Raw genomic sequence first — 23,179 nt, 5'->3', positions numbered from 1 at the left:
TTTAACCAATTTATTACTATATTTGAAAACAGGATTCAAGTATAAAACCCGAATCCTGAAGTTTTCTATTTACACAAAATTGTGGACAGTGCCCACCTTGGCACCATCCCTGAACTCAAAGCCATTGTTACAAGTAGAAGTCGGAACTGCGTCATTCACAGCTTTTAGCTGGTTGCCGTTCAAAGTCAAGGCAAGATTATCAATCAAACCATAAGACGAAGCACCTTTCAACTTCATTAGGAATTTTCTCAATAACATGCGATGTTCCATTTGTCACATTTTCCTTGCTTTCTTTTATATCTTGTTCTCTTGTTCTCTTCTTCTCTTTCTCCTTTAGATGAGTATTCTTGGTTGCCCATTTCTTCTTTTTTCTTCACTATATTTATCAAATCCGATAGTATTCGTATACGCAGAACAGCCGGATAAATATATCCGGCTGAACGGGTGAACGAAAAGCAATTTCTACCGATATAAAAGCCCCCATAAACCCAATGAAAGAGCATAATGCGCTAATAACATATTTACAAAAACTATACTAGCAAATACGCATATTATCGCCAGCAATGCCTCAATCCACCGAACTTCATACAAATTATTATCACATTTTTTCACCTTTGAATGAACTACATAATCTCCTATTCGTCGCCCTTTGGAATGATAAAACATCGCAATTACATCAATTATACCAAGCATATAAAATAAGTTTCTCGCAACGCATTTAAAAGGATGAACTACCTGACCGTTTTCGCTATCAACAACTTGATAACCTAAGATACGTTTGCCAATACTTCTTCCGCCAAAGCAATCTTTACAGAACAATGCCCCCCAAACCAACCAAGGCAACATGAAATTCTGCATATCAATTTTCAAAAGGGCAATACATACCGCAATTGGTATGAAAAAGACAACAGACATAAAAGCATCTATCCAAAATGCCCAAAATCTTCGTAATTCCATTTTATCTATTTAAATAGTTCAACAACAAATTCTAAAAATTCCTCAAGGTTAACTTTTAAATCGACTCCAACCCCCAAAGCAGCGGATGCTCCAACAGTATAACCAACTTCACCTTTTGTTTCATTATCAACTTCTTCATAATACTGACCTGTAGAATCATAAATTGTGGTTTCGTCACACCCAGCGGTAAAACCTAAAAAATTAACAGAAGCTCCTTTCTCTTTAGCACTATGTTTATTATCGATATCATACGCCTCTTCATGAAATTCCACTCCAGCAACGCAACATCAAGACCAACACCTTGAGTCAACCTAAGACCTTTATTTCCGAGTTTTACACTTCCTGCATCAATATTAGCACCCACTACCATTCCCGAAATATTAGCTTTAGCAGCAATTCTAAATCCAACACTGACACAACCTCGAACGGAACATCATTTTAAAGACCTTATCCATTCAAGAGGAATACTAAAAAAGTGATCATAACCAACAATATGATTATTCGATGCCACTACAATAAATATAAATAACATGGCGGCAGCAAGGATAATCCATATCGCTATCTTAAGCATCCTATCCTCAGGTTCTCCTTCCTTTTTTTTCTCCTTTTTAAGATGGGTATTCTTGGTTGTCCACTTTTTCTTTCTTTTCCCCATACTTAATAATTATTAGTGTTGTCTGAATTCTGGTAATACTCTTCTATTAGTTTCTGCCGTTTGAAACGCTTTAGGACTCATAAGAAGAGACAGCCGGATAAATGTATCCGGCTGAATAGAGCTACCATTATCTTAGTTTTTTCAAATGATATCCAAAATATAGAATCATAAATGCTAAATATAAAATTCCTCCCTTTAGATACCACATAACAGTATCAAGTTCATCTTTTCGTGAAGAATAAGTATAATATAAATTCCCTTGATCAAAATTTTCATCAATATTATATTTATACTCAATCATACAATTAAGTAAGAAAAGAGAATCAAAGACCAATAGTATAAGAGAAATTATTACTATTATCACAAAAAAAAGCTTTCTGTTTGGCATATTCTTAATATAATTTATATTCCTCATTTAATCTTTGGATATCAATTCTTTCAACTTGACCATCCTTTTTTTTATTTTGATAATACAATTTTGTATCAATATTACTTGGTGAACTTGAATTCAAATCTAATTTTCCATCAGTACCAATTTTTACAGCTTCTACACTCTTTGTTGTACAATTGTTATCCCACAGATCATAGGTATCTATTACTTTAGCATTATCTGTATTCTCATATTTACCTTCAGAAGGTTTTACATCAGACGAATTAAACATCTCATTAAAATGAGCATCAATCTTTTCATCATTACCATTTGTTATTTCATAGGTACGTGCTTCCTTACCCATTACCTCATTTTTAATATAATTAATTGCATCGTTACCTTTCATAATTATAAGAACGCCCTCACCTTTACGAGACAAACTACGGAAACTCGATTTATCAGTATTTAAACCTCCATATCTTCCATATGTATATACAGTCGTATATTTTCCTTCACCAGTTGTAATAAAAGTATGTCCTACTCCTTTCATTTCAACATATACTCTTGGTTTCTTACCATCAGGATCAATATACTTGATAGGATTATCAAAGCAATAATTATATGGAGTTATGCCATAAAATTTCTCCGCCAACGGATCCACCGTATGCCACCTTCCCAACGTCGGGTCATACATCCTCGCCCCATAATCATACCAGTTCAACCCTTTCTTCGCATCCAGTTCCTTGCCGTTATACTTATAAGGTTGTACATTACCGGTACTTGCAAATACACCTCCGAAAGGATAATAATGGTTCGTTTCCTCAACATTCCCATCTTTGTCAACCACTACCCTGTTGTTTCCCAGAAGATCCTGCAAATAATAGTGATACTTTTTATCACTCAAAGAGACATATCCTTCTCCTGTCAACAGCAGTTTGGCAATATTGTTTTCATAGATCACATTACCACAGTAATCAGTAGTAGTGGTGGTACTTCCTATCTTATGAACCGTACGAAGCTTCGTGCTGTCCGCACTGTAAGTATAAGTAACAGTACTGCCGTCACTGAATGTTACTACATTGGGCAAATTTAAACAATTATATGTAATTCCTGTTATTCCCTTGTTTAAATCTTTAGTTAAATTACCGTTGGCATCATAAGTGTACTCGTTCGCCTGCTTCACGATATCCTTAAAGTCCGTTTCATCATTACCTGCACCAGTAGGCACCTGGTCGTCCACGCGGGTCACCTGGTTGCCGTTCAGCGTGTAGGTCAGGGCATCACACATACCGTAGGAAAAATAACCGCTACGGCCATAACGTTCCAGACCAGTGATATTGCCGTTCTTGTCGTAACCGGTCACCTTTTCAGAATATCGGTTGGGATTGCTATTGAGTTGGTCACCCTCTCCATAAGTACCATTCAGCAGGCGATCCAGACCATCGTAAGTGAACTTGTAACCTCTTACCGTACTTTCATTACCTGCCTTCCACGTCATGCTGCTGATGTTACCGTTATACTTCGCTGTACCGACACCTGTATTGTAGTACAGATTCTGAATGAGGCGAGTACCTGTGATCCCTGTTAGCCAACCGCGCAGATTGTAGGTATAAGTCAGCATATTCGTTGCAGAACCATGCAAAGACTTGGTTTTTAAACGATCAAGATCGTCATACATGGCATTATACAAAGTAATTGTCGTTCCCCCAAGCGTGTGCTGTACTTTGCTTATTCTGTCCGCATAGTCATAAGTATAGGTATATACTTCAGTCCATGTATTCTTTCCAGTTGACGTATGCACATGCGTCACTGTAGAGGACTTGCCCGTAAACGTATAGACGGTAGTAGTCTTGTCATACCCTCCCAAGTGATTGGAAGATACCGTTTTCTCCAATCGTCCCTTTTCATCATAATAGTAAACAGTATAGAGCTTTCCCCCACTGCCATCCAGCAGAGCTGTGACCGTGCCGGTGAGCAGGCCATTGCCAGAAAAGCGGGAACCATCTGTGGGTAAATTGGTAAAACCTGTTAATTTCATAAAGGAATAATTGTCATAGTAGTTCACTGTATGTGCCACAGGTGAATATAGGGACATATTGGGGCTATAGCCACTGTCATCAATTCCTTGGGCAGCAATGTATCCGTCAGTAGAATAAGCCAGTGAGGTGATCATCTTCGAAAAACCTAAATGACAAATAGGACCATTGAAATCGCAAAGGCCTTGAACTACCGGGCGATTAAAGTTATCATACAGATAGAACGTGCATTGCGAGGGAGTTTTTGCTGCCTGCTCCGCATCCTGACTACAAATCATCCGGTCAATATTATCATACTCGTATCTCATCCAGCCAATACCAGGCAGCTTTTTACCGGTGCAACGGCTACGGTCGTCATACTTATACAAGTAGGCATAGCGGGATAATATGTCTGTATTGTTTGTAGCCATTGTCCACGAACCGGTAATCGTAAGGGCATCTGCCGCTGCGGGTGGAAGCACGGCACGCAGATTACCATAAGTATCATACACATAGTAAGTGTCGCAATATCCTGTCCCGTTCTTCCGGCGGGCAAGAAGCACCTGCCCTAGTTTGTTCCTGAATTCAAGGCTCACTCCCGCTGCATCTTCATACGTTGTACGCGTGATATATAGTTCGGATGTAGGGTAATACACTTTATCGGATGAAATGCTTATTTCAATTTTGTCAGGGATGTCTGTCGTATGGTACCATCTGCATGACAGTTCACCACTAGCCGTATTGGTCAGAAATTCAGTTTTCACACTCTTTCCGTTCATATGCCAGTCCTGTCCTGCCCCATACTGTTGAAGAATACGTTGTAATGGCGAAGTTTCGTACACGGGGGTACTATAGGGACATGAATCATTGTCATACTTCCCCGGTGCAGTACTTTTGAAGTCAACTGGAGTTATGTAATCTGAAGCAATAACGATAGGCAGCCATGAATTCGCTGTACGGCTAACAGCATCATACTCTTGTAATGTGGCAAGAATGGAACCGGCAACCTCGCCTTTTTGAATTGGTTTGCGTACCGTCTGGAACGGGCGGCCAAGACCATCATAATAAGATATATCATCCACATAGCAAATCCCCTCTTCATTCTGCATCGTACGGGTACGAATATAATTTTGGTTAGCGACTTGCGCCTTTACCAAACAAGAGAGGCAAAGCAATAATAAAAAAAGTTTCAATCGTTTCATATAAATTTGTCATTTTAGGGTCTGTATTTATAATCATATTCTTTGATCACTTTATTGTTGCCATCCTTTACTCTGAACAAACGACCAAAGGAGTCGTACTCATAATTAGTAACCGTACCGTTGGGGGTAACCATGCTCGTGATTCCCACCAAAGGGCTATAAGTATAGGTAGTGACAAGCACCTTCTTTCCTGAAAGAAGGTTGCGGATAGTACTCAGAGCGCCACTCACGGTGGTACTGTTGGAAGCCAGACTGCTGATGGTAGTAATAGAAAGCCAGTTTTGTATTTCCGCATATGTGGCACCCTCTATCTTTGCCACCGGATACTGATTGTTGTAAGCCCACAGATAAACTGTATTCACGTCGGCAGTATTCATTTCCAGACAATTACCATACTTGTCGCGTTTATTCCACACCACGTTTGCGCAAGGATAAAAAGAAGCTGAAACACCTGCGGCTGACCATGTGGATGGACTGCCTGTAACACCGGATTTGCTGGATTCATATTGGCACTTCGGGAATATCTTGCCTGATTTGGAGTCATATTGCACCAGTACACCTCCTTGCAGATTCCCCTTTTTAAGCAAACGACTTTCGATGACTGGTTTTATCCGATTCTGTTGCGTCATCTCCACATAAGGAGTAAAGTTGAAATGGTTAGGATAAGAATAGACATAGGTAAGACTGTCATTGTCCGACAAACGGATAATTCTACTGAGCCTTTGCAGCGTAATGGGGTCATAAGTATATTTCTCTGTTGTACTTATTCCATCCTGCATACTCAATTTATTTATCAGAGTGACATCATAAGAATTAAGCTGATGCAAAATAATCCGTAACCTGCCAGGAAGATATCCCTCATTTTCATCGTAAGGAATAGTATGTAAAGAACTACCATTGCCATAGATGCCTGTAAACATGTTCATGTAGTCCAGTATATTAACGCCGAAATAAAAGTGGGAATTATCGCTTCGGTAAGTATAGGTGTCACTTTTGAGCAATCTGTTGCTGTTGTTGTATTCCTTTACACTAAGCAATTTCCCGTTTAGTGGATGGTCAAGCCGGATACTACCTAGAGTGTAATCAGGCACTTCATTTTTAAATTGGTAGACCGTGTAACCTGCCAGGGAGCCAATGGACTTTCGGGTTTTCTTTACATAGCTGTAACCCACCGAACCAATTGTGGAATAAGGATTAGCAATAGCATTGTCTCCTGTCACTTCCGCAACATTCTGTTGAATCAGATATCTGTCCGGCATTTGTCCTGGAGGGTTAGATCCCTGTAACAAGTTATATACGCCGTAATATGGTTTTATGAACTGAAGCTGTTCGTGCAGGACACCGCTGCACTTGTCAGTATGAGGATCTTGGTATTCATATTCAGTTTCTATAAGAGGTAGTCGGGAGCTGGTACTTTCATAGTGCCTGACAGACTTCACACGGAGACCACAACCTTGTATTTCCGCATCCACCAGGGCAGTGCTCAACTTGTACTTCACCTGTGCCCGTGTAGAACCATGCTTGGTACTGGCGCCATATTGTAAACCTAGTGAGTTAGGAAAATCCGCTGAAAGTATATACGTATATGTATAACCTTCGTTGTCTTGAATAGGCAAATTTATGGATGTCTTATATATGATTTCCGTTGCATCAGGATAATGGTTGGCATAATACAAGCACTCTTCCTTAAAGGAATGAGAACATATAGCTCCCGGAGTACCGGATGATATATGTAGCAATGTAAATGAGCCACCTCCGGCCTCCCATACATCTTGCCAGCTATTAAGACCTCTGCTCAATCGCACTTCTACATCCGCCTGGCTGTCAGCCGGCACATTGAAGTTGGTTGGTGGACTTTTAGGCATATTCCAGTCCTCATTTACGATTGTTTCCGATGTCTCGTCCGGTACTTTTTTGTCCATAAAGGAGTTCGGTTCATACTCATACTTCACATATCCGCCCGTAGGATAATTGATTTGTCGAAGAATCCCCGCCTGACAGTCAGTAAAAGAATAAGAACGGTTAGTATAAGTAGCATACTTCTGAAATTTAGAATAAAAATCACTTCCAAATTGCATATTTAGAAAACGCCCCCATGTTATTCGGCTTATATCGGGTAGATAAGTATTCCTTCTGATTCCATCCACTCCATTATAATATCCCCAGTAGTCCATATTGTAAGTGAACTTAGGAGAAACTACATTATTATAGTAGAATGTGTGGCAAGCATCCTTACGCTTCCCTTGCTGCTGATAGACAGAATCAAGGCGCAGGCGGTGGGTGTTATACTCATCCCTCCAATTATCAATAGGTAAAGAATAACTGTAGCCAGTGGAAGATACAAAATAAGTATATGCAAAACGAATGTCTTTCAAAACCGACGAAGCAATGTTTAAAGGAGTGACTTGTATGGAAGTCAATTGTTTACCGCCATAAATATCATTCCTGTCTGCCAGATTGAAAGTCATTTGATATCGGGTAGTACACACTTTGTCCAGGTAGAATTCTGTTCCATTCATCACTGTTTCCGTATTGTTAGAATAATGATCGCCTATATTTTGCCCTTGCGAAGCAAAAGGAACCTGGAAAAAATAATTCTTTCGGGGATACTTCACTGGAGTTGTCGTATAGGAGTAAAGCACACGCTGTCCATTAGGGTAAAGACTGGAAGTCAAGGCATAGGACACGGACACAGGACGATGCACCAAATCATTGGAATAGAGACTGGAAATATAGTTAAACGTATGGACTATTCCTTCAGTAGTCGTGATTTGAAAGCTTCTGTTTTTTATTGCATAGGAATTGTCGGTTTCACTGATCTGTATCTTTAGGTTCTCTTCACGAGCCAGTTGATGAATGGAGTTGTCACGATAGTCGATAATAAACTTTCCGCTTCCACCCGGATAAGAGAAATAATACACATCGGGATTCAACTTACCGGAATGATAGTTCTGGTTAGGGCTATTTAGGTAGTTTTGGAGTGCCGTATGCAGGGCTGACGTATAATTCACTGTACTATACCCATTGTATATTTTTTTATCAAAAAGTCCGAGGTTGTTCAGCAAATAGCCATATTCCGTGTCATTATAGTCAGACTCACCGACTACGCTTTGAGTTATGACACCTCCCACATTCAGATTCCAACCCAGCCCCACCCAACTGGCTTCTTCATTGGCACGTATACCCGAACTATTGTAGCGTAGCATTACAGGAATATCCAGTTCGCCATCCTTCAGTTCAAAAAGAGGGATGGATATATCAGGTGTTCCATTATACAGGTTTATCGGATTATCTATGTATTTTTGGAACGATGCGGCCATAGGGGTCGATATGTTCGGGAAATCGGGTAATTTATTAATGAAACCATCCTCCTGCTGCTGCGCGTCAAGAGAAGAAGCAAAAAACAAAATGATAAAGATAGATAGATATGTTTTCATATTTTTTTTATTGGGGTATTAATAAGAACATTCTGTAGGCATCCTTCTGGAAAGGAGGTATGCCTACAAAACAGTTTTCTACGGCTATGTAGTCGTCATTGCATTCGCTCCCAGCACTCCGGCCACAGTCGAAACCACAGCGATGATCACTTTAAAGATCATGCTCCATACTGATTTTTTAATTGCCATTATTTTCCACACCTCCTTTCGACAACTGATAATTGATTGATTTCTTAAGACTTCACAACTCTCACAGACTGAGAATCAAAGCTCCTTCCTCACCTCAAAGCACGGGCATTCCTTCACCCACTCCTCCGGTTCTATCACCCCGTCCCCGTTCAGGTCCGGACTGAGGTCACGATGCCCGCAAATGCAGACATTGTTTTTGAACCGTTTCAGCAATTGCGCCACCAGCAGATGCATGGCGCTGCGCTGTTCCGGTGTGCGGGTATCTTTCGGATTCCCGCGGGCATCCAAACCACCTTCATAGCAGATGCCGACACTATGAGCGTTGTTTCCCTTACAATGCGCACCGATAACTTCCAGCGGACGCGTATTCACCACCGTACCGTCACGGCGGATGTAATAGTGATAGCCGATACCACGGAAGCCGCGACGACGGTGCATTTTTTCCAACTCTTCCACCGAAAGGCTGCTACCTTCGCAAGTGGCGGAACAGTGGATAATGATATGATCGATTGTTCTCATACGATGATTTATTAGTTATTTAGTGAATTCACCCCAGCGGATTTTCATCCACGCCGCCGCCGCCACTGCCGCCATCATCTTTGCCATCATCTCCCTCTTCGCCGGAGCCCTGCATGTTCAGCCTCTTGAGCTGAGTCTCAAGGTCGACGAAGTCGATGCGGTCTTCGGCACGGGTAGTGGCGGCATCCAGGTTAGGCCGGATAGCACTCGAAGCGCGGAAATTGATGCGGACAGCCCTGATTTTCTCCGGCAGACACTCCTTCTTGAGCACAGAACCCACGGTGGAGGCCGAAAGGCTGAAAACGCCGAAGCCGTCGATGTTGACCGAGCGACCGTTGAAAAGCTCGCCGCGCATGGCTTTCACAAAATTGGTGAGTACACTCTGGATGTCGCCCAGGGTGAGCGAACTACTATCCTTCATCTGAACGGCAATGCTGTTCAGGGTGGCAGACTTGCCCCAAACCACAAGTTGGGGATAGAATTTGCCCGAACCGTCCTTCTTGAACGGATTCTTACGAAACTGTTTTTTGTACGTTACTGACATATTAATGATTTTTTCTGAAGACTGATAACTCCGGCCGTTAACCGGAATCTATCTCTGTATCGAACGAAGAAGTGGCAGAGGCGACGTCATACCCCGGAAGCAACTTCGCAGGGTCCCCGCTTTGAGGACATGACAAAGGTACGGGAAGACGGCGGCAGGAAGGGACATACATGGCCATACCGGTACGTACCGGGCTGTACTTTGCCGGACTTTGTTCCAGTGCCGGCAGAAATTACCTGCTCTATCTTTTTCAAATCCGCTTTTTTTTCGTTCCTTTGCATAAAACAATAAATGCCAAAGGATTATGTGCAGTGAAGGATTACGCGAGAGGTATGTGAACCCCTATACCGATTTTGCATTCAAGTTGTTGTTCGGAACCGACCTGAACAAGGAAGTTCTTATCGGATTTCTCAATGCCCTGTTCAACGGTGAACAGGTCATAGAAGATGTCACCTACCTGAACACCGAACATCTGGGCAGCAGGGAACCCGAACGCCGTGCCGTCTTCGATGTCTATTGCCAGAACGAGAAAGGAGAGAAAATCCTGATTGAGATGCAGAAAGGGGAACAGCAGTTCTTCAAGGACAGAAGCATCTATTACTCCACTTACCCCATCAGGGAGCAAGCCATCAAGGGAGAAATATGGGACTATGAACTCAAAGCGGTATACATAATAGGCATACTGAACTTCACCCTCGATGACGTGAAGTCGCCCCAATTCTACCATGAAGTGAAGCTGATGGAAACAAGCACCCACGAAGTGTTTTATGACAAACTCACCTTTGTCTACCTGGAGATGCCCAAATTCCACAAGACCGAACAGGAGCTGGAAACCTTGTTCGACAAATGGATGTTCGTCCTCAAAAACCTATCCCGCCTCATGGAACGTCCCACAGCCTTGCAGGAGCGTGTGTTCAACCGCCTCTTCGAAGCCGCGGAAATCGCGCAATTCTCCCCCGACAAACTCTATGCATACGAGGAGAGTTTGAAAGTGTACAGAGACTGGAACAATGTGATTAACACAGCTATCCAAAAGGGAGAAGCAATGGGAGAAGCAAGAGGAGAAGCAAGAGGAAGAGCGGAAGGAAGAGTGGAAGGAGAATTGATAAAGGCCAGAAACATCGCCCGGAATTTAAAGAATATCGGACTTCCCACTAGCGAAATCGCTACGGTCACCGGACTTCCCATCGATGAAATAAACTCCCTCTAAACTCAAGCAATGTTATCATGCAAAACAAGCAATGCCGTGGTGCGGAACATTGCTTGTTCAGCATCATAACATTGCTTGTTGTCATCCTGGTCAGGGTTCATCCAGATACTTCACCAGCACCGCTACCTGACGCTTGCTGAATATCTGATCGTTCTTCCCTTCAGGACCTTCGTAAAGTTCATGGTGAAGGGACGGATTGAAGTTGACCCAGCGACGGAGTTTCCTGAAAGCCGCCTCGGCCGAAAGACAGGGAAAGTAAAGCAGTGCCAGATCGGACTTCAGATATGCCTTGATTTCAAACCGGCAGGCTGCGGATTCAGAGTCCTCAGAAGAGGCTGCTTCGGAACTTGTGTACTTTTTCATAATCACAATGTTTTTTCTTTATTTTCGTTTATCTATGTTTCATTCAAAAAAAATCCTGACACATCCAAGACTTCGGAAAGGTTTTTCCAAAGCCTTGGAGGGTTCACTTTAGGTTCAGGGTCACTTATACCCCCGTCCAGAGGAAGGTTTGCGTTTCTTCCGATAGCCATTCTCCTCTTTTACAACATATTGCAGTTTCAATGCCTTTTGCAAAAGCCGTTTGCCCGTAGATTCGGACAAACCGGTATTTTGTACGCTTTGGACAAAATCCGTATAGGTGAATTCTTTGGACAAAGACGACAGAATCTCATCCAAACGATGAAAACGGTGCATACTGACGGGAGGCTGGTTAGTGTCGGGCAACGAAGTACTAAGCAACAAACTATGCTCCACAAGTGTACGGACAATATCCATAGCCGTGCGGAAATCAGCGTCCGTGCAGCAATATTCCTTCGCATAGCGATAATCTTCCCACTTGCGGAAGATAGTGAGGATGGCAGCCAGGCGCATCCCCAACAATCCGGCGCGACGGATGAGGCTGCCCGAAGAATCACGCCCCTCCAACAGCACCCGACGCAGCAGCTCGCTGAAAAGTGCCGTATGCTGTTGCCATTGTGCGGGACTGAAGGTGACCAGCGTGGGCGACTCCAACAATACTTTGTGCATCTCAAGCAATTCCTTCCCCAAACTCCGGAAGTAACTGCGCAAGTCCACTTGCTCATCATCCGGGGCACACGATTCCCATTTCTGGCTTTGCTGCCGGGTATAGAACGCGAAACGGGAAAAAAGCCCCACTTCGAGCGAACGGAAAAAGATGGAGAACTGCTCTTGCGTACCGGCAATGTTGAGTGCCAGATGCGGATGTTTCACCACTATCGGATCCCCGTCTACCTTGTATGACGAGGAGACCTCCTCGTGATGGGCAGCCTTGCACAGAATATCTTCATACTTGCCGCAATCTTGCCCCAGTGACGAAACCATTGTATTGATTTCGGTAGTAGCCATGCAGCAACCTACTTCACCGGCAGTAGCCAGATGCTCAATAAGACGGCTCTTACTGGTGGTAGCCGATATTTTGAGGTACTGGGCTTTCGGTTCTTCCGGTTTCAGATTGATGTCCGGCAGACGTTTCTCCCGCCGTGCCTGCTGCTGCTCCGCATCCCAACCCAGCAAGGCCTGTTCATAAGCTTTCTTGTTCGCATGGCGTATCTGATCGTAATACTCCTGCGTGGGATCCAGCAAAATAGCGGTGAAAGCCATGATGCCTTTACCCGCACCGGCAGATGCCACGGAAGCCAGAAAAAAATGCGGTGAATACAGCGACTTCTTATAGAGGAAACTAACATAAGGAAAAATGGCACTGCAACTGTTCAGGCAGCCCAGCAACGCCATATCACGTTCACGCTTGTCGCTTGTATAGCGGCAGCAACGTGTCAGGAAATCGGGCAGACTGGCGAAAACAGTATCGGGAATATAGGGTGCATCGGCACGCAATTCATCATTTTTCTCCAACACCGCCTCCGGTGTTTCCTCCTCATTCGAGGCGTAAACGGGGTTATAAGTGACCCTGACCCCTTTTTGACCCCTATCCGGCTCTTTTTGCGCTTTCGGTAAGCCCTCAACAAATTGATATCCAGCCACTACGCGCTGACGAATATCTTCAGCCGTGAAATCACCCGATGCGTAGCGACCGGAGAAAAGGGAGATCAATTTTTCCAGTTCATCCGGAGAAAAACCTTTACTTCCCGCCACACGCCCCAGTTTCAAGGCAAGGTCGTTGCGGTTGCCGCGGCGAAAGGGATTGTTACGCTCAAAATCGTCGAGCAACCGGAGAATGAAACCACGGGCGGAAGTCGGGACAGAGCCACAGACAGCACTCGGAATTGCTTCAGCGACAGACAGCGATATCTTCCGATTTTCCACCACCGGGACAGCAGATGCAGAGGAAGCCGATGCAGGGACAGACGATGACTGAAAAGCCGATGCAGGCACAACGTCCGGCATTTCAAACGCCACAGCTTCTGCATTATAGTATGCCCCGGGATGATAGCTATAAAAACAGGGCTGGGTCAGAATCTTGCACTTCTCGTCGTAAGGATGCCCTACATGGGTGCTCACCGCATTACCTACCGCCGCATAGAGGCGTGCATAGTCTTGCCGCACATCTTCCGTGTGTACGCGGACCAGCACCTTGATGCCCTCGCCGGATATACTGACAATCGAGGCGCAAGTAAAGGGCAAGGCACAGGCCAGCGCAAACACTTCCTGCGTGCGTCGGTCGGTGTGGTCGAGGTCAATACACAACAGCCCGCTGTGAGCCGACAAATCTTTCACCGCATGTCCGTTCGGGCATACGCCGGCCGGCACAATGCACGGCATCTTTTCCTTTATCGCCTGCGCTTCAGCTTCATGCCCGGGCAGAGACTTCAGCCGACGATACTCCAATACACGCTGACGATAGCGGTCGCTACGCACCGTGTCTATAAATTCCCGGATAGTGATGGTGCGTGATGTTTTACTCCGCACGCCCGGAAACTCAGAAACGAAACCGGGAAGAGCCGGATCTGAGATTGTTTTTTGATCTGTATCTTTCATTTTTGCAATGTTACAGTATCAGGCGCAGGCACTATTGCTTCCGCCACTGTAAAGCAAAGCATAATAAAATAAATCAAAAGTTATTTTTGTACACTTGTTTTCTGTATTGCATTTACAACCAATGACATACAAAAAAGAAGTGTACATTTTTCATTTTAGAATTTCTTAATATTTCTCTTTCAAACTGTCATGATCCATATTTCTCTATTTCCCTCTCCCGTATTCTCCGTTCCTTCTCCTTTTCATACTCATCAATGAGTTTAGTTCCTTTTTTTACAATACGTTTGGTCACACGTTCTTCTTCGTCAGTCAGCCCCCCACTTTTTATTATGTCAATAAAAAGTTTATCCACCTTCTCCAGTAAAATCAGATTATCACTATGATGTTGTCTCTTTACCCTATTTTTATCTCTACACATAGAACAGAAATTTTGTGCCCGGAAAGCCACTTTATGCATTCGGGCGAATGATTATTCGCCCCTACAAGCACTGTAATGATGCGTGTAGGGGCGAACAACCATTCGCCCGAATAGGCAAAGCGGCCTTTGAGACCTCTTTTCGTTCTATCTATTTTTCAATCAACGGCTGATCTCCCATCATCAGTTCCAACGTCCCACCGTCTGCAATGTCCTGATGGTTGAAGAATGGAGTTGCCAGCTCCCGGCCGTTCAGGAGCATCTTCTGCACATATTTGTTTTCACGGCTGTTGCCAGGCGCCACAATGGTGAATGTCTTGCCATCCTTCAAATGGATGGTCGCCTTATTGAACAGCGGACGACCGATGGAATATACCGGTTTACCGGGACATACCTGATAGAATCCCATTGAATTGAGTATGAACCATGCCGACATCTGACCACAGTCTTCATTGCCCGACAAGCCGTCAGGATCATTGAAGTAGAGGGTATGGAGCACTTCGTCCACCAATTCCTGCGTTCGCCAAGGCTGACCGACATAGTTATATAGATGGGCTATGTGGTGGCTCGGCTCATTGCCGTGCGCATACTGCCCTATCAGACCCGAAATATCAACGGACACCGATTCACCTTCCATCGCCGAAGGGGCGATGAACAAAGAGTCCAGCTTGCCGATAAAAGCCTCACGGCCTCCCATCAGTTTCACCAATCCGTCCACATCATGGGGCACGAACCAGGTCCACTGCCAGGCAGTGCCTTCGCAATAATCATCGTTACGATGGTTAGAAGAGCGGGGATTGAAGGGTGTACGCCAGTTACCTTCACTGTCCAGTCCGCGCATGAAGCGGGTGGAAGCGTCGAAATAAACCTGGTATCCTTTGGCAAACGCGGCATATTTCTCCTGATTAGGTCTATCGCCCAGAGCTTCCGCCAATACCGAGATGCACCAGTCGTCATAAGCATATTCCAATGCTTTGGCCACCGATTCGTTATCTTTGTCGCAGGGCACATAGCCTATCTTGTTCTTCCAGAATTTGGCTTGCGGCATCAGATGAGGCAATACCAGCGGAGGACACTGGATGCCGGTGGTGTCATATTCCGCAGCACGGATGCAGGCCTTGTAAGCGTCTTCCACATCAAAATCGCGATAACCCTTTGTGTAGGCATCGGCAATGATGGATGCGGCATGATAACCAATCATAGTCCCGGTGTAATTGCCCGCAAGCTCCCACATGGGGAAGATTCCGCCTTCGCGCTGTTTCAGAATGAGCGAACGGATGAAAGCCTGGTTCAAATCCGGGTCGATAATCGTCATCAAGGGATGATAGGCACGGAAAGTGTCCCACAAAGAAAAGACTGTGTAGACAGGATTTTCCACACTGCCCTGATGGGGTTTCAGATCCATACCCAGATAACGGCCGTCAGCATCTGTAAACAGATTGGGTTGCACGCCCGTATGGTAGAGTGCCGTATAGAACATAGTCCGCTGGTCGGCATCCGTTGTCTCGATCTCTATCTTTGAGAGATAATCGTTCCATGACTCACGGGCGGCACTGCGCACACCGTCGAAATCCCAGGCGGGAATCTCGGCTTCCACATTCTTGCGTGCCCCATCCATATCGACGGCAGAAACACCGACTTTGACAAAGACTTGCTCATTATCTGTGGTCTGGAATTGCAACAATGCTTTGGCAGTCGGCAACAAAGGGCCACCTTCGTCAAGTGCCATAGAATCGGTCACCAGTGTATAAGTGAACGGTTTTGAGAACTTGGCGTAGAAGTTGATATACTGGTCGAAAGCCCAATACACCGTCTTTTTACGACCCCGTATCTCTGTATCGCTGATGACTTCCAGCTCCATCTCTTCGTTGGTCTGGCGTTGCAGGCTATAATCCAGGTCAAGGATAAACCCGGCATCTTCCGCTTTCGGGAAAGTGTAACGGTGGATAGCCGCACGCCGGGTAGCCGTCAGTTCGGCTTTCACCTTGTAGCGATCCAAGAACACCGAATAATAGCCGGGCTGGGCCGTCTCATTGTCGTGAGAGAAAGCGGAAGCGTATGCCATCTGCTGACTCTCCTCTCCCATCGGATGGTAATCCTGCCTGCCCACGGTAGGCATCAGCAATACATCACCGTAATCACCGCAACCCGTACCGCTGAGATGCGTATGTGAAAACCCGTTGATGGTAGAGTCGGCATAATAATAACCGGAACAAGCGTCCCATTGATAAATGCGTGTGTCGGGGCTGGGTTGAATCATTCCGTTAGGCACCACCGCCCCTGGATAAGTGTGCCCATGCCCTCCCGTACCGATGAAGGGATTGACGTAGGATGAGTAATCCTGCACCTCCGGTGTACAACCGTACAGCCCCAGCGCAAGAAGACCGCCCATCAGCATAGAATTGATTTTCATGTTCTTCTTCATATTTTGATCGTATTACGTTTTCATGTCAGGCAGGCATAAAGCTGATGGCTTGTCCGCCGCCTCTTGCCATAGAGACTGTCAGGGTGTCATCGGCAGTCACCAGTTTCTCAATGATTTCATAAGCCGTAGGATTAAGTTCCCAGTCGGCTCCCTCTCCATCGGCATAGATCAAGGCACGATATACCCTGCCCTTTTCCAGAAAGTCTAACTTAACATCCACTCTACGCGCTTCTTCGTTTGTTGCGGCTCCCAGGAAGTATTTATCTTTTGCCTTACGGACAATGACCACAAACTCTCCCGGTTCGCCTGCCAGCGCTTCCGACCAGTCACAGTCGGCATCAAAATCGCGGAAGAACTGGAAAGCGGGATGTCCTTCGTAGTTCTCGATCATGTCCGCCGCCATCTGCAAGGGGGAATAAAGTATCACCCAATTAGCTATCTGCTTTGCCAGTGTGGTGTTGATGCGGCAGTCTTTGCTGTCTTTCATATTCCACTGCTTGCGGTGTGGGGACTTCTTGGCCCGCTCGTACATGATGTCGAATATGCCGGGCGTATAATCCATAGGACCTGCCAGCAAACGGGTGAAAGGCAGCATCACGTGATGCTCGGGCGGATTACCTTCACTCCAGGCATTCCATTCCATGCCACGGGCGCCCTCACGGGTCATCATGTTGGGATAGGTGCGACGGATGCCCGTATCTTTGATAGGTTCGTGCACGTCGAGCGTAGTATGATATTTAGCGGCGGTTTCCACTACTTTGCGGTAATGGAGCACGTTGTATTGCCCATGATGATTGTGTCCGTTGGGGAGTCCGCCGGCATAACCGGTCTTCACGCTATGGACGCCCAGGTCGGCATACCATTTGTAGGCTTTATCCAGCTGCTTCTCGTAGTTGAGGATGTTGCCGCCGGTTTCATGGTGTCCGATGATCTCAACGCCTTTTTCACGGGCGTAGCGGGCTATCTCTTTTATATCGAAATCAGCATACGGCTTCGTGTAGTCGAATGTCTGCGTTCCGCCCCAGTTTTCCCAACCTTCATTCCAGCCTTCGTACATCACTGCTTCTATGTTGTTGGCGGCGGCAAAGTCGATATATCGTTTGGCATTCCCGGTGGTAGCGCCGTGACGGTCGTTGATCACCCAGCTTTCCACGCCCAGATGCATTCCCCACCAGATGCCCACATATTTCATCGGACGTATCCAGTCCGTGGTTTCCAGTGCACACGGTTCGTTCAGGTTGAGGATGAGTCCTGAGTTAATCAGTCCCACTGCTTTCGAGGCAATCTGCAAGGTGCGCCAGGGAGTTTTGAAACTTCCTCCGGCTATGCGGGCTTTTATGCCGTCGGGCCAGGGAGCCAGTTCGGCTTTGAAGTGGCAACCTCCGGTATTCTTCAGTGTCATTTCGGGGAAGTCCGTCAACGCGGCTTCGTGGATGCTGGCGTACAGGCCGCCTGTCTTGAAGGTCATGGGAGTATTGGCATTGTCTATCTGACTGACAGGCTGTGTACGATATAGCAATTCGTATGTTTCTGAATTGGCAGGTATGGACCACGAAGTGCCATCCTGTGCTATATTGAACGCAGTCAGTTCGTCTGTCACCAGAATACTGTCAGCTCCGGGAACTTCATATTCATAGCGAAATCCTAATCCATCATCGAAAATGCGGAAACGCAAAGTCAGTTTCGTGTTTGCCGCATCGGACAAGTGAACAACCATTTCGTTGTAATGGTTGCGGATGGTTTTGTTTTCTCCCCAAGGTTGGGTCCAGGTTTCGTCATGGGTGGTGAAGTCGGTGTTTATGACCTTGAAACCTTCGGCAAGATTCACTCCGTCCTTGGCTGTGAAACCTAATAAAGAAGGGGTGATGAAGACGGTGTCTCCTACACTGACTTGATAAGTCATGCTATTATTACCGTCCAAAGCAAAGGCTAAACGGATGTGCCCATCGGGAGAAGTGACCTCTGCCTGTTTGAGAGGCATACAACCGCTCAACAGAAAAGAGAAAAATAGGACTAATGATATAAGATGCTGTTTCATGCTGCTGATTATATTACGAGCCTCATCCTGAGGTCAAGACAAGGCTCGTATTGACAAAGGTTAAACACTAATCTTATCAGTTCTTCACCAATGTGTAATTTTCTGTAATATGATATTTCACATCCATATGGGGCGGAACAAATGTTCCATCCACATCATGACATGGATCAATACCCCAGCGGTTGCCAGGTCCGGTCATATTAATAACTGTTCCGCCTACAGTGACGTATCCGCTGATCGGGTTCGTATAATCATAGAAACTCCAGACATTTACCTTTCCATATGTTCCCAAACGCATTTCCCATGTGATGGGATCCGCTTCGTCTGCTTCATGAATTGTTTGCGGACAAGAGATATAGATAAACCCGTCATAATCATTGTACTCCATTACCAACGGATATTTATTGGTAATTTCAGGATAAGTACCCCAGCCATATACATAATAACTCTTTCCTGCTTCCTTTTCCTCAATACGGATGTTGAACTTTTGCGAACCACCCCAATCCCACCAACGTGGATTATTCTCTTCATCTACATATACATACAAAGAATTGCTGGAAGTAACTGACCATTCACCCAGATAGGATTCGTAAATAGCCCTCGTAGCGTTAATGGTACTGAAACCGGTTCTTTCATAATACTTACCAGTCCACTCTACTTCGTCATCATACAGCACTTTAGATACTGCTGTGAAGTAATGGTCGTAACTAAAAATTCCAGGTTCAGGATTATAGAACACCTGCAAACCATATCCGGCATCTTTCAAATCCTGAATAGTTTCTTGATTAAAGTTATCCCAACCACCAGTATATTCTTTGTTAATCTTCAATGAATAAGGACCATACTTAGACTTAGGTAGCCCTGCAAAGTTTTCCTCACGCCCTTTCGCATATCTCTGATAAGTTCCATAGCACATATAATCCACCAATTCACCTGCACTTTTGCCCTCCACAGAACCGTTAGGAGCATCATATAGCAGATATTCATAAATACCTAATAATTTGTCAGGCATAATCTTACGGCACTCATACATCAGGCGGCAATAATTTGCACTGGAACGCTCTTCAAACCCCGGACTTGGATTCTCCGAATAATTTGAATACTCATCGTCAAAATCGAAACCATCCAAACCATAAATATCAGCATAAGCTTTCAATTCCTTAGCAAAATCTTCGGCAGCTTCCTTAGATAAACTACTCATACCGGATTCATCGTGATTGCCCAGTATAGTCATATTCACCTTAATACCTTTTGCCTGCAAAGGACGAATAATCTGATCAGCATTCTTCAACAAGAAAGAAACTTGATCATTACAAAATATATGCGCACGTCCCGTTTTACTATCCACGTTGATATTAGCGGCAAAAATGCTGACTACATCAAAGAAAGGAGTCCCATCCTTAGCCATCGTATATTCACCGCAGTTCAGAATATTTTCATTATTCACCTCTACAAAACAAAGTGTTTTAACATCACGAGCAGTTCCACGCACAGGATATGTAGGTTGTGGCTTTACCAAATAAATGTATGTCTGATTGTTGGTAGAAACAGTTGCACCACCGTCTGCTGTAGCTGAAATAGCTACAGCGTAAGTTGTACCTATCGTGCCTCCCGCACTGATATTCAATTCCATCGAAGCAGACTTCTTTTCACCGGCCTTCACTGTAATCTTACCACCATTAGCTAAACTCAATTTATCAACCGGATACATTTCGTAAGATGTATTATTGGCCTCATTATATGCTTCCAAAGCATCTTTGTCTATTTTGAAAGTCACCGCAACATCCTGCTCTGCTACCTTAGTCAGCTCAAAGAAAAGATGTCCTGTTCCCGCTTTATCTCCAAATAGAGTAATTGGAGTGAGTTCACGCGCTCCGGCTGCAGACCTTACATAGCCATATACACCGTCCACAGTCTCTAACTTGTCAGTAGACCCACTTATTGTAAGATCATCTTCACAGCCAGTAAAGACTGTTCCGGTGCATACAAATACGGCAGCCACCAAACTTAATTTTATATTATTCAGATATTTCATAATAAGCATCTGTTTTTTTATTTAAAGAAAATGATTTATTTCTCAGGCAATGCCACTTCAACCCAGGAAATCGGGTCTAGAGCTATCCCATTATTTCCGTTACCTGTATAATCAGTAACTGTCTGACCTGTTCCTTCATCAAACTTCCAGTAAGCCACCAGTCCTTCCGAATCCGGTTCCACCAAATAAAAATGGTTTTTAGCATTGATTTCGTCCGCAGTCAATACCTTGTTCCAGATGCGACATTCTGAAATTTCACCTTCCAACCAACGGTCACGGTTATAAGAATGACCAATCCAAAAACCATTGCCTTCATCTGTCATGGTTTGCCCCCAGTTTACAGCACCAGCATCTACCGTATCTTCCAGTTTATTCTTACCATTAATATAAACTATCATCTTCTTGGCATCCGCATCATATGTTACAGCAATATGTACCCACTCTCCCGTAGGAATAGACAGGTCGGCAGAGGTTACGTTGTGATCCGGGTTAGCAATCTGCAACTGATTCTGCGGAATGCCGGCATCTCCAATACGTATCAGGAATTTTCCTTCAATGCCCATAATCGTCGTAAGCATCTTGTCGAACTTGCTGACACGAATCAGTGCTTCAGCTGTCATTTGTCTCAGATTATTAGCCACTTCCGGCCTCTTCCAATCTACATGAATAGAATTTTTGGTAATATTACCCACCACATTTATCAATGCGGCACCCTTCAAGACATAATACATGGTACGTGCACTTTGTAAAACATCAATGCCTGCCTGTTCAATGGTTACGGGCAATACATATACCTGTTCACTATCCAAACTTAACAGATTCTTGAATTTTACCATTACAGCCTCCGAGGTAACAGTACCTGCCGGAATAACAAGTTCTGTATTCTCTAAAGAATAGTATTCCACCGGCAGACTCTGAGCCTTATCATAATAAACGGCATTATACATTTCAACTAAAGACATATCGGCCTTTAAAGACACGTTTATATCTTTTTCTTCAGGTTTAGCCAAAGCCAATTGGAATTGACCTTCCGCTGTTTCTGTCTTCAGCAATACAGTGCTGGCCTTGACAGAAGTGCTTATATACACACGGTTATCGAAATTCTCAGTATCATCGCTGCAAGCTGCAAACATCCCAGCCAATAATGCTATTGATACTAAATATAAATTTTTCAGTTTCATAATATTATTCTTTTATTTACGAGGAGAAGGATTCATAATATTAATAGCCTCTTTCACACATGGATATATAGCATCAGCATTATAATAATCATTCTGAATGTTGTATATCGCAATACCAGCTCTGGTATAGTCAGCAGAGGGTTCCGTAATCCAATAAGCAGCTTCTTTAATAGCTCTTGCCTTTTCATAAAATCCAGTTTTGGTGTCGGCAGCATCCATAGAGATAGTCGAAACCGCCACAACAAAACGATCTGTCGGGGTACCAGCCGAAAGCATAGCCTTACGTGCAACTACCGATAATTCCTCAACAGCATCTACGTCATCCGTTGCCAGAATGATATGACGGCATTCTGACAGTACAGATTGCCCTATCAGATTCTCCGGATAGCCCTGAAAAGTTAACAACTTATTTGTATTGGCTTGTTTCCAGGCCATAACAGTTCCCCAAAAAATATCCTGATTCGCCTTGGCCTCTTCCTTATCAGCCGCAGACATATAAATAGGATTTTTTCCTTTGTATTCTGCAATTATACCGTCAAAAGAAGATTCATAACTTATCAGCCTATCTACTTCTGCCTTCAAATAAACACTAAAAGTACCTGTCTCTACCCCCTCTTTCACTTTATCTGTATATTCTTTCTGTATGCGGTCAAAACTGATTGTAAAAACCACTTTTGTACCTTTTCTACGTACAGTAGCCATATCCGCTAACTCAAATTCAGCCAAATCCGCCGGATACATCATCGAAACAACATCCAAGCTGTCGGGAATATCCGAAATGTGATGAGCACGACTGTAAGGTGCTTTTACACTATTGTCAAACCAAGCGTATGCCACCTTATGGTCGTCAGAACTTTTATATGCATTCAAGTTCTCCAAATATTTGGCATAAAGTTCCGGACTCTGTTCTTCGAGTCCCGGGCGATTGATATCGATACTTTCAACATCAGTACATGATACCAACAAAGCCATGGTCAATATGGGAAGCAACGCTCCAAATATCTTATTACTTTTATTTCTTTTCATACT

General features: G+C 44.4%; 18 protein-coding genes. 1 reads left to right on the top strand and 17 read right to left on the bottom strand.

Going from position 1 to position 23,179, the window contains the following annotated elements:
- Window positions 1-69: 69 nt before the first annotated feature.
- The 9 genes from BUC01_RS21545 to BUC01_RS21505 all read right to left on the bottom strand — a co-directional run bounded on the left by BUC01_RS21545 (window position 70) and on the right by BUC01_RS21505 (window position 9,888).
- Entirely contained in the window at window positions 70-258 is a 189-nt protein-coding gene (locus tag BUC01_RS21545) for a hypothetical protein (RefSeq protein WP_073314863.1), read from the bottom strand.
- 204 nt (window positions 259-462) lie between these two features.
- The gene (locus BUC01_RS21540) at window positions 463-957 is read right to left on the bottom strand and encodes an RDD family protein (protein WP_025833645.1); all 495 of its coding nucleotides are present in this window, start codon (window positions 955-957) and stop codon (window positions 463-465) included.
- 5 nt (window positions 958-962) lie between these two features.
- Window positions 963-1,229 carry a hypothetical protein gene (locus tag BUC01_RS21535; RefSeq protein WP_025833648.1) on the bottom strand — a complete coding sequence of 89 codons (267 nt, stop codon included), beginning with the start codon at window positions 1,227-1,229 and terminating at the stop codon, window positions 963-965.
- A 161-nt stretch (window positions 1,230-1,390) separates the two neighbouring features.
- On the bottom strand, window positions 1,391-1,612 hold the full coding sequence (locus tag BUC01_RS21530; protein ID WP_025833650.1) for a hypothetical protein: 222 nt from the start codon (window positions 1,610-1,612) through the stop codon (window positions 1,391-1,393).
- A 392-nt stretch (window positions 1,613-2,004) separates the two neighbouring features.
- Complete coding sequence (locus BUC01_RS21520) at window positions 2,005-5,199, bottom strand: RHS repeat domain-containing protein (protein ID WP_025833654.1); 3,195 nt, start codon at window positions 5,197-5,199, stop codon at window positions 2,005-2,007.
- 14 nt (window positions 5,200-5,213) lie between these two features.
- Complete coding sequence (locus tag BUC01_RS21515; RefSeq protein ID WP_073314859.1) at window positions 5,214-8,636, bottom strand: RHS repeat protein; 3,423 nt, start codon at window positions 8,634-8,636, stop codon at window positions 5,214-5,216.
- Between the two features lie 84 nt (window positions 8,637-8,720).
- The gene (locus BUC01_RS25615) at window positions 8,721-8,825 is read right to left on the bottom strand and encodes a smalltalk protein (protein ID WP_394363936.1); all 105 of its coding nucleotides are present in this window, start codon (window positions 8,823-8,825) and stop codon (window positions 8,721-8,723) included.
- Between the two features lie 75 nt (window positions 8,826-8,900).
- Window positions 8,901-9,344, bottom strand: a complete 444-nt coding sequence (locus tag BUC01_RS21510; protein ID WP_025833663.1) for an N-acetylmuramoyl-L-alanine amidase — start codon at window positions 9,342-9,344, stop codon at window positions 8,901-8,903.
- A 28-nt stretch (window positions 9,345-9,372) separates the two neighbouring features.
- Entirely contained in the window at window positions 9,373-9,888 is a 516-nt protein-coding gene (locus tag BUC01_RS21505) for an HU family DNA-binding protein (protein ID WP_025833665.1), read from the bottom strand.
- Window positions 9,889-10,192: 304 nt separating this feature from the next.
- Here BUC01_RS21505 and BUC01_RS21495 point away from each other — a divergent pair, with 304 nt between their 5' ends.
- Complete coding sequence (locus BUC01_RS21495; RefSeq protein WP_073314855.1) at window positions 10,193-11,098, top strand: Rpn family recombination-promoting nuclease/putative transposase; 906 nt, start codon at window positions 10,193-10,195, stop codon at window positions 11,096-11,098.
- A 90-nt stretch (window positions 11,099-11,188) separates the two neighbouring features.
- Here the strand turns inward: BUC01_RS21495 and BUC01_RS21490 are convergent, their stop codons facing one another.
- From BUC01_RS21490 to BUC01_RS21455, 8 genes are all read right to left on the bottom strand, one after another.
- A complete protein-coding gene (locus BUC01_RS21490) occupies window positions 11,189-11,461 on the bottom strand; it encodes a DUF4248 domain-containing protein (protein ID WP_025833667.1) in 273 nt (90 codons plus the stop codon).
- A gap of 120 nt (window positions 11,462-11,581) precedes the next feature.
- Complete coding sequence (locus BUC01_RS21485; protein WP_083595486.1) at window positions 11,582-14,056, bottom strand: DUF3987 domain-containing protein; 2,475 nt, start codon at window positions 14,054-14,056, stop codon at window positions 11,582-11,584.
- 187 nt (window positions 14,057-14,243) lie between these two features.
- On the bottom strand, window positions 14,244-14,474 hold the full coding sequence (locus BUC01_RS21480) for a hypothetical protein (RefSeq protein WP_139261903.1): 231 nt from the start codon (window positions 14,472-14,474) through the stop codon (window positions 14,244-14,246).
- A gap of 148 nt (window positions 14,475-14,622) precedes the next feature.
- A complete protein-coding gene (locus BUC01_RS21475) occupies window positions 14,623-16,896 on the bottom strand; it encodes a GH92 family glycosyl hydrolase (protein WP_025833669.1) in 2,274 nt (757 codons plus the stop codon).
- A gap of 25 nt (window positions 16,897-16,921) precedes the next feature.
- Window positions 16,922-18,877, bottom strand: a complete 1,956-nt coding sequence (locus tag BUC01_RS21470) for a glycoside hydrolase family 97 protein (protein ID WP_243462622.1) — start codon at window positions 18,875-18,877, stop codon at window positions 16,922-16,924.
- A gap of 133 nt (window positions 18,878-19,010) precedes the next feature.
- Complete coding sequence (locus tag BUC01_RS21465) at window positions 19,011-20,969, bottom strand: BT_3987 domain-containing protein (protein ID WP_025833671.1); 1,959 nt, start codon at window positions 20,967-20,969, stop codon at window positions 19,011-19,013.
- A 35-nt stretch (window positions 20,970-21,004) separates the two neighbouring features.
- The gene (locus tag BUC01_RS21460) at window positions 21,005-22,150 is read right to left on the bottom strand and encodes a DUF1735 and LamG domain-containing protein (RefSeq protein ID WP_025833672.1); all 1,146 of its coding nucleotides are present in this window, start codon (window positions 22,148-22,150) and stop codon (window positions 21,005-21,007) included.
- Between the two features lie 12 nt (window positions 22,151-22,162).
- Window positions 22,163-23,176, bottom strand: a complete 1,014-nt coding sequence (locus tag BUC01_RS21455; protein WP_073314851.1) for a glycoside hydrolase family 18 — start codon at window positions 23,174-23,176, stop codon at window positions 22,163-22,165.
- Between the last annotated feature and the right edge of the window lie 3 nt (window positions 23,177-23,179).

It is taken from the genome of Bacteroides stercorirosoris, assembly GCF_900142015.1.
GTDB lineage: Bacteria > Bacteroidota > Bacteroidia > Bacteroidales > Bacteroidaceae > Bacteroides > Bacteroides stercorirosoris.
This window is presented reverse-complemented; position numbering and strand designations above follow the sequence as displayed.